We start from the raw sequence: 13538 nt of genomic DNA on the forward strand, positions 1-13538 counted from the left end.
CGCACTAGTCAATACTAGATTCCGCCTTCGCGTGCCTGCTCCGCATCTTGATGTTGAGCAGCTCCACGACCACCGAGAACGCCATCGCGAAGTAGATGTAGCCCTTGTCGATGTGCTGCCCGAACCCCTCGGCCAGAAGCAGGACGCCGATCAGCACGAGGAACGCCAGCGCCAGCATCTTGATGCTCGGGTGCCTGTCGACGAACCTGCTGATCGGCCCCGAGGCGAACAGCATCACCAGTACCGCGACGATCACCGCGGCGACCATCACGCCCAGTTCCTCGACCATGCCGACGGCGGTGATGACCGAGTCGAGCGAGAAGACGATGTCGAGCACCATGATCTGCAGGATCACCGAGGTGAAGGAGGTGACCTTGCGCTGCTTGCCCTCCTTGTCCTTCAGCTCCATGCTGTCGCCGATCTCGATCACGCTCTTGGCCAGCAGGAACAGGCCGCCCAGGATGAGAATCAGATCTCGGCCCGAGACCCCGTGCCCGAAGATCTCGAACAGCGGCTCCCTCAACCGCACCACCCATGCCAGCCCGAGGAGCAGCAGGAGGCGGGAGATGAGCGCGGCGGCCAGTCCGAGGACCCTGGCTCTGTCGCGCTGTTCGGGTGGGAGTTTGCCCGCCAGGATCGAAATGAAGATGATGTTGTCGATGCCCAGGACGATCTCCAGGGCCACCAGGGTGAAGAACCCGATCCAGATCTGGGGGTTTGTCACCCAGTCCAGCATCACATACCTCCTCGGTTAGTCGTCCCCAACCCCAACGAGCCGATCACTCCGAAAGTTCGTGGCCCTCCGCACCCCCGGCCCGCCAACCGGCACCCGATGGCGCGGGCTTGCGAAATGGGGCCACGTGTCGGTTATAGTTCCGGCGTAGGTCATGAGTGCCAGCGCTTAGCCCCGGCTTGCTGGCCGGCAACCCTCGCGTCCGCGGCGGGGTGCCCCGGGTGAAGACCTGGTCCGTCACGAGGTGTGGCGGGCAAGCGCGGGCTCCGAGGTGCCACAGCCGGGGGTCCGATGACCCCAGGAAGGCTGTGCCATGTCCGTTGCGACGATCTCCGCCCCCGTTGCCGTCAAGGTGCTCGGCGAGGACCTCGAGGTGCCCGTCAAGGGCGGCCGTCTGGTCTCCTACGCCAACCTCGACTACGCCGCCAGCGCCCCGTGTCTCGAGCCGGTCAGCGCGGCCGTCGCCGCCGCGCTCCCGGCCTACTCCAGCGTGCACCGCGGCGCGGGCTACGCCTCCCAGCTCACCACCGCCCGTTACGAGCAGGCGCGCCACACCGTCCGCGCCTTCGTGGGAGCCCGCCCCGACGACGCGGTGATCTTCACCCGCAACACCACCGACGCCACGAACCTGCTGGCGAGCTGTCTTCCTCCGCAGACGACCGTGGTCGTCTTCGACACCGAGCACCATGCGTCGCTGCTGCCGTGGGAGCGCGTCGTCAGGCTCGCCCCGCCCGCCTTCCCCGGCGAGGCCGTACGGCAGGCCGACGCGGCGCTCGCCGAGATCGACGGCCCCAAGCTGCTCGTCGTCACCGCCGCCTCCAACGTGACGGGCGAGCTGTGGCCGATCGCCGCGCTCGCGCACATCGCGCACCGGCACGGCGCCCGCATCCTGGTCGACGCCGCCCAGCTGGTCCCGCATCGCAGGCTCAACCTGACCGCGCTCGACCTCGACTACGTCGCCTTCTCCGGTCACAAGCTCTACGCTCCCTTCGGCGCGGGTGTACTGGTCGGGCGGCGAGACTGGCTGTCGGCGGGCCAGCCGTACCTGAAGGGCGGCGGCGCGGTGAAGGCGGTCACCGACAGCGCCGAGTGGCACGAGGACGCCGAGCCCAGGCACGAGGCGGGCACCCCGAACGTGCTCGGCGCGATCGCGCTGGCCGCCGCGTGCGACGCGCTGACCGCCACCGGCTGGACGCCCCTGGTCCGTGAGGAGGAGCGCCTCGTCGCCAGGCTGCGCGAGGGCCTGTCAGCCATCGAGGGCGTGCACGAGTTGTCGCTGTGGGGCCCCGACCACCCCAGGGTCGGCATCGTGTCGTTCGTCGTGGACGGCTACACCGCGCGCGAGGTCGCCGAGGCGCTGTCCGGCGAGTACGGCATCGGCGTGCGCGACGGCAAGTTCTGCGCGCACCCGTTCGTGCGCCACCTGCTCGGCACGTCGAGCGCCGACGGCGGCTGCGAGGACGGGACCACCGCGGCCGTCAGGGCCTCCATCGGCATCGGCACCACCGAGGAGCACATCGACCGCCTGATCGGCGCGTTGCGCGACCTGGTCACGCGACACTAGGGGCTCGACAGCTCGCGGTGCTGCTGCGACACGTCGATGGGAGCACGGGCCGCGGCCTGGTCTTCGGCCCGGCGGCGGGCCCGTCTGCCGAGGACCCCCTTGTAGATGCCGTCGACGCCGAAGCGGCCGCCGCCCGTCGCGGCGAGCACCAGGTTGGCGGCCCCCAGCGTGCCGACCAGCTCCCACCCTCGGTCGGCGAGGAAGATGCCGTTGTCCACGTGCACGAACAGGAACGCCCCCGCCATCACCACCACCAGGGCCAGTGCCGCGATCGGCACGAACAGGCCGATGACGAGCAGGAAGCCGCCCACCGGCTCGGCCACCATGGTGAAGGCCGCGGCCAGCCGCGGCTGCGGCACCCCCCCTTGGGTGAATCCCTGCGCCGTGGCGTCGTAGCCGTTCTGCCACTTCTGCACGCCGTGTGCGATGAAGATGAGGCCGACCACCACGCGCGCGACCAACGCGGCGAGATCGAACAAGACTCTTTTCATGCCTTTCTTCTCCCCTGGCTCACCAGCGGAAATGCGCGAATAGACCATTCCTTGACTGGATCACCCCCACCGTCGGTGGCAGCATGGCGGGTATGGAAGAACGCGTGGTCGGAATCGGCGCAGGCGCCAAGGAGCTGGCCACGGAGGACATGATCCTCAACATCGGGCCACAGCACCCCTCGACGCACGGCGTTCTGCGCCTTCGCCTCACCCTCGACGGCGAGCGCATCGCCACCGCCGAGCCGATCATCGGCTACATGCACAGGGGCGCGGAGAAGCTGTTCGAGGTCCGCGACTACCGGCAGATCATCATGCTGGCCAACAGGCACGACTGGCTGTCTGGGTTCGCCAACGAGCTCGGCGTGGTGCTGGCCGCCGAACGCATGCTCGGCATGGAGGTACCCGCCAGGGCGGTGTGGACGCGCACGCTGCTCGCCGAGCTCAACAGGGCGCTGTCGCACCTGATGTTCCTCGGCTCGTACCCGCTCGAACTGGGCGCGATCACCCCGATCTTCTACGCGTTCAACGAGCGCGAGCGGATCCAGGCCGTCATGGAGGAGATCTCCGGCGGACGGATGCACTACATGTTCAACCGGGTGGGCGGGCTCAAGGAGGAGCTGCCCGCGGGCTGGCTCGACCGCGTCAGCGCGACCGTCGCCGCCACCAGGGCCAAGGTGCCCAACATCGAGAACCTCATCCTCGGCAACGAGATCTTCCTGGCCCGCACCCGCGGCGTCGGCGTCCTCGACCGCGAAACGATCATGCAGTACGGCGTGAGCGGCCCGATCGCCAGGGCCTCGGGCGTCGACTTCGATCTGCGGCGCGACCAGCCGTACCTCGCCTACGGGGAGCTGCCGGTCAAGGTGGTCACCAGGACGGCGGGCGACTGCCACGCCCGCTTCGAGGTGCTGCTCGAGCAGCTCAAGGTCTCGCTCGACCTGGCCGACGCCTGCGTCGAGCGGCTGCGCGCGCTGCCCCCAGGCCCGATCAACCAGCGCCTGCCCAAGGTGCTGAAGGTGCCGGAGGGCCACACCTACGCCTGGACGGAGAACCCGCTGGGCATCAACGGCTACTACCTGGTCTCCAGGGGAGACAAGACCCCGTGGCGGATGAAGCTGCGCTCGGCCTCCTACAGCAACGTCCAGGTGCTGCGCGAGATGCTGCCAGGGCACCTGGTCGCCGACATGGTCGCGATTCTCGGCTCGATGTTCTTCGTGGTGGGTGACATCGACAAGTGAGGGACAAATACGTCGACTGGCTGCGCGCGGTCAGCCTGATCACCGTCGTGGTGTGGCACTGGGCGTTCACCATCCTCCGGTGGTCGCCCGACGGGCCCACCCCCACCAGCCCGCTGGGCTTCACCTCAGGGCTGTGGATCCTCACCTGGCTCTTCCAGGTGCTGCCACTGTTCTTCTACGTCGGCGGCTACGTCCACCTGCTGTCGTGGAACAGGGCCTGCGAACGCGGGACCGGCATCGGCGCCTTCGTCTGGCGGCGCATCAAGGCCCTGGCCGTCCCCGGCCTCACCCTGTCGGGCGTCTGGATCGGCATCGGCGCCGTCGTGACCGCGCTGTTCGACATCCCCTGGATGTGGCGGGTGGTGCTGCTCGTCCTCAGCCCTCTGTGGTTCCTGATCGTCTACCTGATGCTGATCGCGCTGCTGCCCGTGGCGCTGTGGCTGCACCGCCGCTACGACGTGCTCGCGCTCATCTGGCTGGGCGGCGCGGCCCTGGTCGTCGACGTCGTCCGGCTGCGCTACGGCGTCGAGTGGGCCGGCTGGCTCAACATGATCCTCATCTGGGGCCTGGCCCACCAGGCGGGCTTCTTCTACGAGCGGGTCGTCGTCCTGCCCCGCCGCTACGACGTGGCCATCCTCTGGACGGGCCTGTTCGGCCTGTTCGGCCTGGTCTACTCGGGGCTGTATCCGGGCTCGATGGTCGGCGTGCCGGGCGACAAGCTGTCGAACATGGCGCCGCCCACCTTCGTCATCGTCAGCCTGCTCATCTTCCAGATCGGCCTGGTCGAGGTGCTCCGCCCGACCATGGAACGGGTGCTCGAACGGGTCAGGTGGAAGCGGGTCAACGAGACGATCAACCGTTTCGCGCTGCCGCTGTTCCTCTTCCACACCACGGGGATGGCGATCGCGCTCGGACTGTGGTGGGGGGTGTTCGGCTTCCCCGCCGCCGATCCCCGGCCCAACCTGATGTGGTGGCTGGAACGGCCCTTCTCCATCGTCGGCCCGCTGCTGTGCACCCTGCCCGTCATCTACCTGTTCTCCAGGAGAAAAAGAGCAGAGCGCGCTCCCGTGTCCACGTGACCGCTACCTGCTGAAGTCGTGCCGCTCTCCCTCGGGGTCCTTGGGCACCCTGCAGGAGTTCTCCAGGTAGAGGGCCGCGGCGATCAGCGCCACGGAGGCCAGCAACGACCCTGTCGCCACGAAGAACTCCGAACGAGGCGTCTCGCTGGTCAGCAGTTGCACCGTGGTCAGCGAGAACCCGGCGAACAGACCCGCGAAGACCGCCCCCGCGTAGGCCGACGCCTTCGCCAGAGCCGCCAGACGGGCGACGGCGAGCGGCTCGACCGGCTTGGTGTCGGGCTTGCGGGCGATGCGCGCACGCGTCATCCAGCCGCTGTAGCCCTCGCCGACCGCCAGCAGCAGCACGGTGGGGATCGCGGTCCACGGCAGGAGCGGCAGGTCGGAGTAGATCTGCCTGACGATCAGCCAGGTCAGCAGGGCGACGACGACGAAGATGCCGACCAGGACGGCCGGGCGGGTGGGCTTCAATCCGGCCCCTGCAGCTTGAGGTCGTCGCGCAGCCGTACACCGCTCTTGTCGAGCCCCGCCAGCAGGTCGGCGACGGGACCGCGGCCGGGCAGCACGGCCTCGGGGTCGGCCTTGAGCCACGGGATGAGCACGAAGGCCCGCTCGTGGGCGCGCGGATGCGGCAACGTCAGCTCCGGGTTGTCGGAGACGACGTCACCCGCGGCGATGACGTCGACGTCGAGCGTGCGCGGGCCCCAGCGCTCCTCCCTGACCCTGCCGAAGGCGTTCTCGACGCTCTGCGCGCGGTCGAGCAGTGTTTCGGGGGTGAGCTTGGACTCGGCCACGACCACGGCGTTGAGGTACGGCTGCTGCCCGTCGGGGCCGCCCACGGGGTCGGTCTCGTAGACGGGAGAGACGGCGACGAAGCGCAGCCCCGGCGCGTCGAACAGGGAGTCGAGGGCGCCCTGGAGCGTCTCGAAACGAGGTCCGAGGTTGCTGCCGAGAGCGAGGACGACCCTCATGCCCGGCTCCGCAGAATCGTCACGGCCACGTCGTCGAAGGCGAGCGGGATCGGCGCGGCGGGTTTGTGCACGGTGACCTCCGCGGCCTGGACCAGCTCGCGAGCCAGGGAGACGTCGGCCAGGCGCTCGGCGAGTGTCTCGATCAGGTTGACGGGCTCGCCCTCGGCGACCTTGGCCAGCTCGAGGGCCAGCTCGCCGTAGTGCACCGTCCTGGTGACCTCGTCGCTCTCGGCGGCGGGTCTCGTGTCGAGGAACAGGGTGATGTCGATCACGAACTCCTGTCCCAGCTCGCGCTCGGCGGGCAGGACGCCGTGGCGGCCCCTGAAGCGCAACCCCTTGAGGGTGATCCGGTCAGCCGTCAAGATCGGCTTCCTCCTCCTCGTCATCGTCGCTCTGCAGTACGGGCGAGCCGTGGTGCATCCACAGCCGCCAGCCCTGACCCGACCTGACGTAGACGTTGCTGGCCACCACCTTGCCCGCCGCGAAGCTGGCCTCGCCCTCCTCGCCCGCGGTGAGGATGTTCTCCACGCAGGTGAGCACGGCGAGGTCGCCGAGCACGGTGGTGCGCACGTCGGTGAGCACGAACTGGATGTAGGTGGTGTTGGCCATGATGAGCGCCCACGAGCGCAGCACCTCGCCCCTGCCCGCCAGCATCGACCAGCCCGGATGCACGCAGGTCACCTGGCCGTCGGCGGTGTCCTCGGCCCAGATCTCGGTCATCTTGTCGAGATCGGCGTCCTCTATGGCGGTATAGAAGGACTGGTTGATCGTCTCGATCGCAGCGGTGTCGACGCTCATCGGCCGCCTCCTCGCTTCCAGGCGGCCGCCACGCGGACGGCATCGGCGTTGGGCCCCACCTCGTGCACCCGCACGCACCACGCGCCCGCGTAGGCGGCCAGCGCGGTGACCGCGGTGGTGGCATGGTCGCTACGGCTGAAGGGGCGCGGGGTCCCGTCGGGATCGGCCAGCAGGCGGCCGAGGAACCTCTTGCGCGAAGCCCCGATGAGCAACGGATAGCCCAGCTCGTTCAACTCCTCGATGCCGTTGAGCAGCGCCCAGTTGTGCTCGGCGTTCTTGGCGAAACCCAGGCCGGGGTCGAGGACGATCTGGCTCTCCGCCACGCCCTCGGCCAGCACCAGATCGACCCGCTTGGCCAGCTCCTCGCGCACCTCGGTGACGACGTCGGAGTAGACCGCCCTGCTGTCCATGTCGTGACTGTGACCGCGCCAGTGCATGACGACGTAGGGCACACCGGTGTCGGCGACCACCCGTGGCATGTCGGGGTCGGCCAGCCCACCGCTGACGTCGTTGACCAGCTCCGCGCCCGCCTCGACCGCGGCCCTCGCGACCTCGGCCCGCATGGTGTCGACGCTCACCCGTACACCCTCGCCGCTCAGGGCGCGGATCACCGGGACGACCCTGGCCAGCTCCTCTTCCAGCGGCACCCTCGCGGCGCCGGGCCTGGTGGACTCGCCGCCGACGTCGACCAGGTCGGCGCCCTCCTGGACCAGCTCGAGGCCGTGACGGACGGCGGCGCTCTCGTCGAACCACAGGCCGCCGTCGGAGAAGGAGTCGGGGGTCACGTTGACCACGCCCATGACGAGGCAGCGCTCCTCACCTGGCAGCCCCATCTTCATATCCCCAAGCCTAGGTGCATCACCCGCGTCGCCTCCCCAGGGGGTGTCCGGTTGTGGATAACGATCTGGGTGGCCGGTCCGTTGGAGCGCCCGGCCCCGTGCGCTCGGTGACGCGTGTCCCTGGACGGACGCCGGCCCCGCGCCTTGGGGGGCGCGGGGCCGGGCATGCCGTACGTAAGAGGAACGATCAGCGGCCGATGATGAGGGACATCGCCTCGGCGCGCGTCTTGTCGCTGGTGCGGAAGTCGCCACGGACCGCGGAGGTGAGCGTCTTCGCCCCCGGCTTGCGCACCCCGCGCATGGTCATGCACAGGTGCTCGCACTCCAGGACCACGATGGCCCCGCGCGGCTCGAGGATCCGCATCAGCGCGTCGGCGATCTGCGAGGTCATCCGCTCCTGCACCTGCGGGCGCCTGGCGAAGACGTCCACCAGGCGGGCCAGCTTGGACAGGCCCGTGACCTGCCCCTTGTCGTTCGGGATGTAGCCGACGTGCGCCATGCCGTAGAAGGGGACCAGGTGGTGCTCGCAGGTCGAGTAGACCTCGATGTCACGTACGAGGATCATCTCGTCGTGGTCGACGTCGAACACCTTGTTCAGCACGTCCTCGGGGCTCTGGTTCAGCCCCGAGAACTGCTCGGCGTACGCCCTGGCCACCCGGGCCGGGGTGTCGATCAGGCCGTCACGGTCGGGATTCTCGCCGATCGCGTAGAGGATCTCCCTGACGGCCTTCTCGATCCGAGCGTGGTCGACGTCGTGCGGCTTCACGCACCCTCGCCGGAGGGAAGAGCGTTGTCCGCGTGCCCCGCGGTCAGAGCGCCGTTGCCGGACTGCTCCTTCGGGGTGAGCACCGGCGGGCGGTCCGAGGGGAGCCGCTTGCCGTAGCCCGCGTAGGACGGGCGGTGCTCCCTGACGACCACCGGGGAGAAGATCTCCACCACCTGCTGGCGGGAGAGGGTCTCCTTCTCCATGAGCTCGAGCACCAGGTTGTCGAGGACGTCGCGGTACTCGACCAGGATGTCCCACGCCTGGTCGTGCGCCGTCTCGATCATCCGGCGGACCTCCTCGTCGATCGTGGAGGCGATCTTCTCGGAGTAGTCGCGCTCGTGGCCCATCTCGCGGCCGAGGAAGACCTCGCCGTTGCCGGTGCCGAACTTACGGGCGCCGAGCTGCTCGCTCATGCCGTACTCGGTGACCATGCGGCGGGCGACGGCGGTGGCCTTCTCGATGTCGTTGGAGGCGCCGGTGGTGGGCTCGTGGAAGACGAGCTCCTCCGCCGCGCGGCCGCCGAGCAGCATCGCGAGCTGGTCCATCATCTCCGACCGCGTGGCGAGGAACTTGTCCTCCATCGGCAGGGTCATGGTGTAGCCGAGCGCGCGGCCGCGGGAGAGAATCGTGATCTTGTGCACGGGGTCGCTGTTGGGCAACGCGTGCGCCACGAGCGCGTGACCGCCCTCGTGGTAGGCGATCATCTTCTTCTCCTTGTCCGACATGACCCGCGTCTTGCGCTCCGGGCCCGCCATGACGCGGTCGATCGACTCCTCGAGGATCTCCATCGTGATCAGCTTCTGGTCGGCGCGCGCGGTGAGCAGCGCGGCCTCGTTGATCACGTTGGCCAGGTCGGCGCCGGTGAAGCCGGGCGTGCGGCGCGCGATGACGTCGAGCTCGACGTCGGGCGCGAACGGCTTGCCGCGACCGTGGACCTTGAGGATCCCCTTACGACCCTCGAGGTCGGGACGGTCGACGGTGACCTGCCGGTCGAACCGGCCCGGACGCAGCAGCGCGGGGTCGAGGATGTCGGGCCGGTTCGTCGCGGCGATGAGGATCACGCCGCCCTTGACGTCGAAGCCGTCCATCTCGACGAGCAGCTGGTTCAGCGTCTGCTCGCGCTCGTCGTGACCGCCGCCGAGGCCGGCGCCACGGTGGCGGCCGACGGCGTCGATCTCGTCGATGAAGATGATCGCCGGGGCGTTCGCCTTCGCCTGCTCGAAAAGGTCGCGCACGCGGCTGGCGCCGACACCCACGAACATCTCGACGAAGTCTGAGCCGGAGATGGAGTAGAACGGCACGCCCGCCTCACCCGCGACCGCGCGGGCGAGCAGGGTCTTGCCGGTGCCGGGCGGGCCGTAGAGCAGCACGCCCTTGGGGATCTTGGCGCCGATCGCCTGGAACTTGGCCGGAGCCTGCAGGAACTCCTTGATCTCCTGCAGTTCCTCGATGGCCTCGTCCGCGCCGGCGACGTCGGCGAAGGTCGTCTTGGGGGTGTCCTTGCTGATCAGCTTCGCCTTGGACTTGCCGAACTGCATCACCCGGCTGCCGCCGCCCTGCATCTGGTTCATGATGAACAGGAAGATCAGCACGATGATGACGATCGGCAGGAAGCTCACGAGGAGGCCGATCAGGAAGTTCTCCTGCGGCACCTCGACGGTGAAGCCGCCCTTGACCTTGCCTGCGGCGTCCTGCTTCGCCAGCTCGTCGACGAGCTGCACACCTTGACCCGTCACCCAGTTCGACTGGATGCGGTTGGTGGAGGTCTCGCCGACACTGACCGGGCTATTGAGCGTGAGCTCGATGCGCTGGTCCTTGTCCACGACCTTCGCGTTGGATACGTTGCCGTCGCGGATCTGCTTGAGCACCATGGACGTGTCGGCGGTCTTGAAGTTGCCCTCGCCGCTCCACATTGTGGTGACAAGCAGGAGCAGCACGACGATGCCCAGGATCCACAGCAGTGGCCCACGTGTAAATCGCTTGAGATCCATCCGATGCGGAACCCCTGCGGGCCCGTCCCTTCCTGACCAAGGCCTGGAACCCCGGTGTGACCCGGGGCTGCGGCATCCGTCACCGCTCCTTCTGACTACCCGAGGGCGACACTGGGTCACCCCCCGCGTGTCAGAAGGTACACCGGGGGAGGCGCAGGGTCACTGCCCGCTCCTCCGGCCGTTGCCCTACCAACGTACGTCAGGTCGCGCGATGTTCCCGGCCATTCCTCGTCGATGAGCCTCGACTATGGGCTCCGTCTACGAACCGCTGTAGACGTGTGGGGCGAGAGTGCCGATGAAGGGGAGGTTGCGGTAGCGCTCGGCGTAGTCGAGTCCGTAGCCGATCACGAACTCGTTGGGGATGTCGAAACCGACGTACTTCACTGCGATCGGCACCTTGATGGCGTCGGGCTTGCGCAGCGCCGTACAGATCTCCAGGGAGGCGGGATTGCGCGACTTCAGGTTGTCGAGCAGCCAGCTCAGCGTGAGGCCGGAGTCGATGATGTCCTCGACGATCAGCACGTGGCGGCCGGTGATGTCGGTGTCGAGGTCCTTCAGGATCCGCACGACGCCGGACGACTTGGTGCCCGCGCCGTAGGACGAGACCGCCATCCAGTCGGTCTGAACGGCCAGGTGAAGGGCCCTGGCCAGGTCGGCCACCACCATCACCGCGCCCTTGAGCACGCCGACGAGCAGCAGGTCCTTGCCTGAGTAGTCTGCGTCGATCTGAGCGGCCAGCTCCTTGATCTTCGCTTGGAGCTCGTCTTCGGAGATGAGGACCTTCTCGAGGTCCTTGCCCATGTCGGCTGCGTCCACCTGGGTGTCCTTACGCTTGGTTCTCTTGCGCGGGGGCGAAGACAAGGGTGCCATACCGCCGAACCACGCCGACTCCCCCGGGTAGGTCGGCCCTTCCCTGCCCGCGCCACGCCGTGATCAGCCGATCCGCCGCCATCACATGGGTCGCCGACAGCGCGCCCGCGGGCGCGCCCGCCGCGATCGCCGCCCGCCGCAGCACCCGCCGCCTGACGGCGTCGGGAAGGTCTTCAAGACCCGGTACGGCCAGCGTCACAGCTTGGTCGATATCGCTAAGAGCGCAATCGGCGAAGGCTCTGCTCGCCCATTCGTCGAGGGCGTCCGAGTCTTCTCTCGCCAGATCCGCGGTCCGCGCGAGCGCCTGGGCGACCCCCGGGCCGAGCTCGGCCTCGAGCAGCGGCATGACCCTGGTTCGCACCCTCACACGGGTGTAGCGCGGGTCGGCGTTGTGCGGGTCGTCCCAGAAGGGGAGCAGCAGCGCCCGGCAGGCGCGCTCGGTGGTGTCCCTCCCCAGATGGAGGAAGGGCCTGCGGTAGCGGCCCGCCCTCGGCGCCATCCCCGAAAGCGACCTCGGCCCGCTGCCCCTGGCCAGACCCAGCAGCACGGTCTCCGCCTGGTCGTCACGGGTGTGGCCGAGCAGGACCGTGCGGGCGCCGAGGCGGTCGGCGGCCGTGGCCAGCGCCTCGTAGCGGGCGTCGCGCGCGGCTGCCTCAGGACCTCCGGCGGCGCCGACACGGACCGTCAGCACCTCGGCGGGCGCGAGGCCCATCGCGGCCGCGCTTTCCAGCACCTCGGCGGCCCGCCGCGCCGAGCCGTCCTGGAGCTGGTGGTCGACGGTGAGCAGGCCCGCCCGCAGCCGGGCCCTGGGCGCGACGAAGGCCAGCGCGGCGGCCAGCGCGAGGGAGTCGGCCCCGCCGCTGCACGCGGCCAGCACCAGGTCGCCCGGGCTCAGGTCGGCCAGCGCCTCGCGTACGGCACGCCGGACGTCGGCGACGGCGGGGTGTGGGCCCATACCCGTCATTGTCCCGCCCTCGCGGCCACGGGCTCACCGCGCCGCCGCCGCGAGGGAGGCGGTCAGGCCTCGGGGTCGGCGGGCTGTGCGGGGATGGCCGGCGGCTCCTGCGGGACGACACGGGCGAGCCAGCGGTCGGGCGCCGCGATCTCGTCGGAGGTGGGCAGGGTCTCGGGCGAGGTCCAGACGCGGTTGAACCCGTCCATCCCCACCTTGCCGACCACGTGGCGGACGAAGGCGGACCCCTCGGCGTACTGCTTCATCTTCATCTCGAGGCCCAGGAGCTTGCGCACGGTGCGGTCCAGGCGCGAGCCGCCTTCGCGGCGCTGGCTGAACTTGGCCCTGATGTCGGCCACGGACGGCACCACGGTGGGCCCTACGGCGTCCATCACGAAGTCGCCGTGCCCCTCGAGCAGGGTCATCACCGCGGTGACCCGGTCGAGGATCTCCTTCTGCTCCGGCGTCTGGATCGCGTCGATGAGGTTCCCCTCGCCGGTGCCGCGCACGACGTCCGCCACGGTGTCGGCGGCGTTGCGCAGCCGCTCGAGCAGGGTGGGCAGGTCGAGGTCGGAGGCGAGCAGGAACTCGGTCATCTGCGACCTGACGTACTCGCGCAGCCACGGGACCCCGGTGAACTGCACCCGGTGGGTCTCCTCGTGCAGGCACACCCACAGGCGGAAGTCGCGGGGGTGCACGCCCATCTCGCGCTCGGCGTTGACGATGTTGGGCGCCACGAGAGTGAGGCGGCCGATCGGCTCGCGCCCCGTGGGGTCGGGCGGAAGGAACAGCTCGTACTGGCCGAGCACGCGCGAGGCGAGGAAGGCGAGCACGGCGCCCACCTCGACGCCGGTGATGCGGGAGCCCACCGCGCTGACGATGGCCGGCGGCGGGTTGTCGCGGCTGGCCATCCGCTCGGTGAGCGGTTCGAGCACCACGCGGAAGCCCTCGACGTTGGCCCTGATCCAGCCGGGCCTGTCGACGATGGTCGCGGGCTGCGGCGGAGTCGCCGCGTCTATCCGGGTGAACTCGCGGACGTGACCCTCCGCCTCTCGGGAGAGGGTGCGCAGTTCGGTGACGGCGTGGCGGGCCTCCTCACGAGTCACCTGTGGTCCGGGGCGCACCAGGCGCGTGCCGGTCGAGACGGCCAGATCCCAGTCGATCACCTGCATAACGTCCACCGTACGTGGTTCCCTCCCCACCCGCGAAGAACTGCCCCCGGGGTTCGGGTCCAGCCGGGGAAAGCGGG

Annotated in this window: 15 protein-coding genes and 1 riboswitch; of the genes, 3 read left to right on the forward strand and 12 right to left on the reverse strand. The window is 69.3% G+C overall.

Going from position 1 to position 13538, the window contains the following annotated elements; genetic code table 11:
* Positions 1-4: 4 nt before the first annotated feature.
* The gene (locus tag H4W81_RS34215; protein WP_318782163.1) at positions 5-724 is read right to left on the reverse strand and encodes a TerC family protein; all 720 of its coding nucleotides are present in this window, start codon (positions 722-724) and stop codon (positions 5-7) included.
* Between the two features lie 159 nt (positions 725-883).
* Positions 884-999, forward strand: a riboswitch (SAM riboswitch).
* Positions 1000-1046: 47 nt separating this feature from the next.
* Between H4W81_RS34215 and H4W81_RS34220 the strand changes: the two genes are divergently transcribed.
* A complete protein-coding gene (locus tag H4W81_RS34220; protein ID WP_192778580.1) occupies positions 1047-2297 on the forward strand; it encodes an aminotransferase class V-fold PLP-dependent enzyme in 1251 nt (416 codons plus the stop codon).
* On the opposite strand, the gene H4W81_RS34225 is transcribed toward H4W81_RS34220, so the two are convergent.
* Complete coding sequence (locus tag H4W81_RS34225; protein WP_192778581.1) at positions 2294-2788, reverse strand: DoxX family protein; 495 nt, start codon at positions 2786-2788, stop codon at positions 2294-2296. The genes H4W81_RS34220 and H4W81_RS34225 overlap by 4 nt on opposite strands.
* Positions 2789-2880: 92 nt before the next feature.
* On the opposite strand from H4W81_RS34225, the gene H4W81_RS34230 reads away from it, so the two are divergent.
* Together H4W81_RS34230 and H4W81_RS34235 are read left to right on the forward strand one after the other, a co-directional pair.
* Entirely contained in the window at positions 2881-4026 is a 1146-nt protein-coding gene (locus H4W81_RS34230; protein ID WP_192778582.1) for an NADH-quinone oxidoreductase subunit D, read from the forward strand.
* Positions 4023-5105, forward strand: a complete 1083-nt coding sequence (locus H4W81_RS34235) for an acyltransferase family protein (RefSeq protein ID WP_318782164.1) — start codon at positions 4023-4025, stop codon at positions 5103-5105. Before H4W81_RS34230 ends, H4W81_RS34235 begins: the two co-directional genes overlap by 4 nt.
* 3 nt (positions 5106-5108) lie before the next feature.
* On the opposite strand, the gene H4W81_RS34240 is transcribed toward H4W81_RS34235, so the two are convergent.
* The 10 genes from H4W81_RS34240 to H4W81_RS34285 form a co-directional block, all read right to left on the reverse strand.
* Entirely contained in the window at positions 5109-5573 is a 465-nt protein-coding gene (locus H4W81_RS34240) for a DUF3180 domain-containing protein (RefSeq protein ID WP_192778583.1), read from the reverse strand.
* On the reverse strand, positions 5570-6073 hold the full coding sequence (gene folK / locus H4W81_RS34245; RefSeq protein WP_192778584.1) for a 2-amino-4-hydroxy-6-hydroxymethyldihydropteridine diphosphokinase: 504 nt from the start codon (positions 6071-6073) through the stop codon (positions 5570-5572). The genes H4W81_RS34240 and folK overlap by 4 nt, the downstream gene beginning before the upstream one ends.
* Positions 6070-6435 (reverse strand): dihydroneopterin aldolase, encoded by a 366-nt coding sequence (folB, locus tag H4W81_RS34250; RefSeq protein ID WP_225958932.1) that lies wholly within the window; start codon positions 6433-6435, stop codon positions 6070-6072. Before folB ends, folK begins: the two co-directional genes overlap by 4 nt.
* Entirely contained in the window at positions 6425-6871 is a 447-nt protein-coding gene (locus H4W81_RS34255) for a nuclear transport factor 2 family protein (protein WP_192778586.1), read from the reverse strand. The genes folB and H4W81_RS34255 overlap by 11 nt, the downstream gene beginning before the upstream one ends.
* Complete coding sequence (gene folP / locus H4W81_RS34260; protein WP_435832296.1) at positions 6868-7710, reverse strand: dihydropteroate synthase; 843 nt, start codon at positions 7708-7710, stop codon at positions 6868-6870. Before folP ends, H4W81_RS34255 begins: the two co-directional genes overlap by 4 nt.
* Positions 7711-7897: 187 nt before the next feature.
* The gene (gene folE / locus H4W81_RS34265; RefSeq protein ID WP_192778587.1) at positions 7898-8476 is read right to left on the reverse strand and encodes a GTP cyclohydrolase I FolE; all 579 of its coding nucleotides are present in this window, start codon (positions 8474-8476) and stop codon (positions 7898-7900) included.
* Positions 8473-10467, reverse strand: a complete 1995-nt coding sequence (ftsH, locus tag H4W81_RS34270; protein WP_192778588.1) for an ATP-dependent zinc metalloprotease FtsH — start codon at positions 10465-10467, stop codon at positions 8473-8475. The genes folE and ftsH overlap by 4 nt, the downstream gene beginning before the upstream one ends.
* A gap of 258 nt (positions 10468-10725) precedes the next feature.
* On the reverse strand, positions 10726-11283 hold the full coding sequence (gene hpt / locus H4W81_RS34275; RefSeq protein WP_318782166.1) for a hypoxanthine phosphoribosyltransferase: 558 nt from the start codon (positions 11281-11283) through the stop codon (positions 10726-10728).
* A 10-nt stretch (positions 11284-11293) separates the two neighbouring features.
* A complete protein-coding gene (tilS, locus tag H4W81_RS34280; RefSeq protein ID WP_192778589.1) occupies positions 11294-12292 on the reverse strand; it encodes a tRNA lysidine(34) synthetase TilS in 999 nt (332 codons plus the stop codon).
* Positions 12293-12354: 62 nt separating this feature from the next.
* Complete coding sequence (locus H4W81_RS34285; protein ID WP_192778590.1) at positions 12355-13461, reverse strand: zinc-dependent metalloprotease; 1107 nt, start codon at positions 13459-13461, stop codon at positions 12355-12357.
* Positions 13462-13538: the final 77 nt, after the last annotated feature.

The organism is Nonomuraea africana, from assembly GCF_014873535.1.
Taxonomy (GTDB): domain Bacteria; phylum Actinomycetota; class Actinomycetes; order Streptosporangiales; family Streptosporangiaceae; genus Nonomuraea; species Nonomuraea africana.

Coding starts and splice junctions, on each gene's coding strand:
- H4W81_RS34220 (WP_192778580.1), top strand. CDS start 1,047: ATGTCCGTTGCGACGATCTCCGCCCCCGTTGCCGTCAAGGTGCTCGGC.
- H4W81_RS34225 (WP_192778581.1), bottom strand. CDS start 2,788: ATGAAAAGAGTCTTGTTCGATCTCGCCGCGTTGGTCGCGCGCGTGGTG.
- H4W81_RS34230 (WP_192778582.1), top strand. CDS start 2,881: ATGGAAGAACGCGTGGTCGGAATCGGCGCAGGCGCCAAGGAGCTGGCC.
- folK (WP_192778584.1), bottom strand. CDS start 6,073: ATGAGGGTCGTCCTCGCTCTCGGCAGCAACCTCGGACCTCGTTTCGAG.
- H4W81_RS34255 (WP_192778586.1), bottom strand. CDS start 6,871: ATGAGCGTCGACACCGCTGCGATCGAGACGATCAACCAGTCCTTCTAT.
- folP (WP_435832296.1), bottom strand. CDS start 7,710: ATGAAGATGGGGCTGCCAGGTGAGGAGCGCTGCCTCGTCATGGGCGTG.
- ftsH (WP_192778588.1), bottom strand. CDS start 10,467: ATGGATCTCAAGCGATTTACACGTGGGCCACTGCTGTGGATCCTGGGC.
- tilS (WP_192778589.1), bottom strand. CDS start 12,292: ATGGGCCCACACCCCGCCGTCGCCGACGTCCGGCGTGCCGTACGCGAG.
- H4W81_RS34285 (WP_192778590.1), bottom strand. CDS start 13,461: ATGCAGGTGATCGACTGGGATCTGGCCGTCTCGACCGGCACGCGCCTG.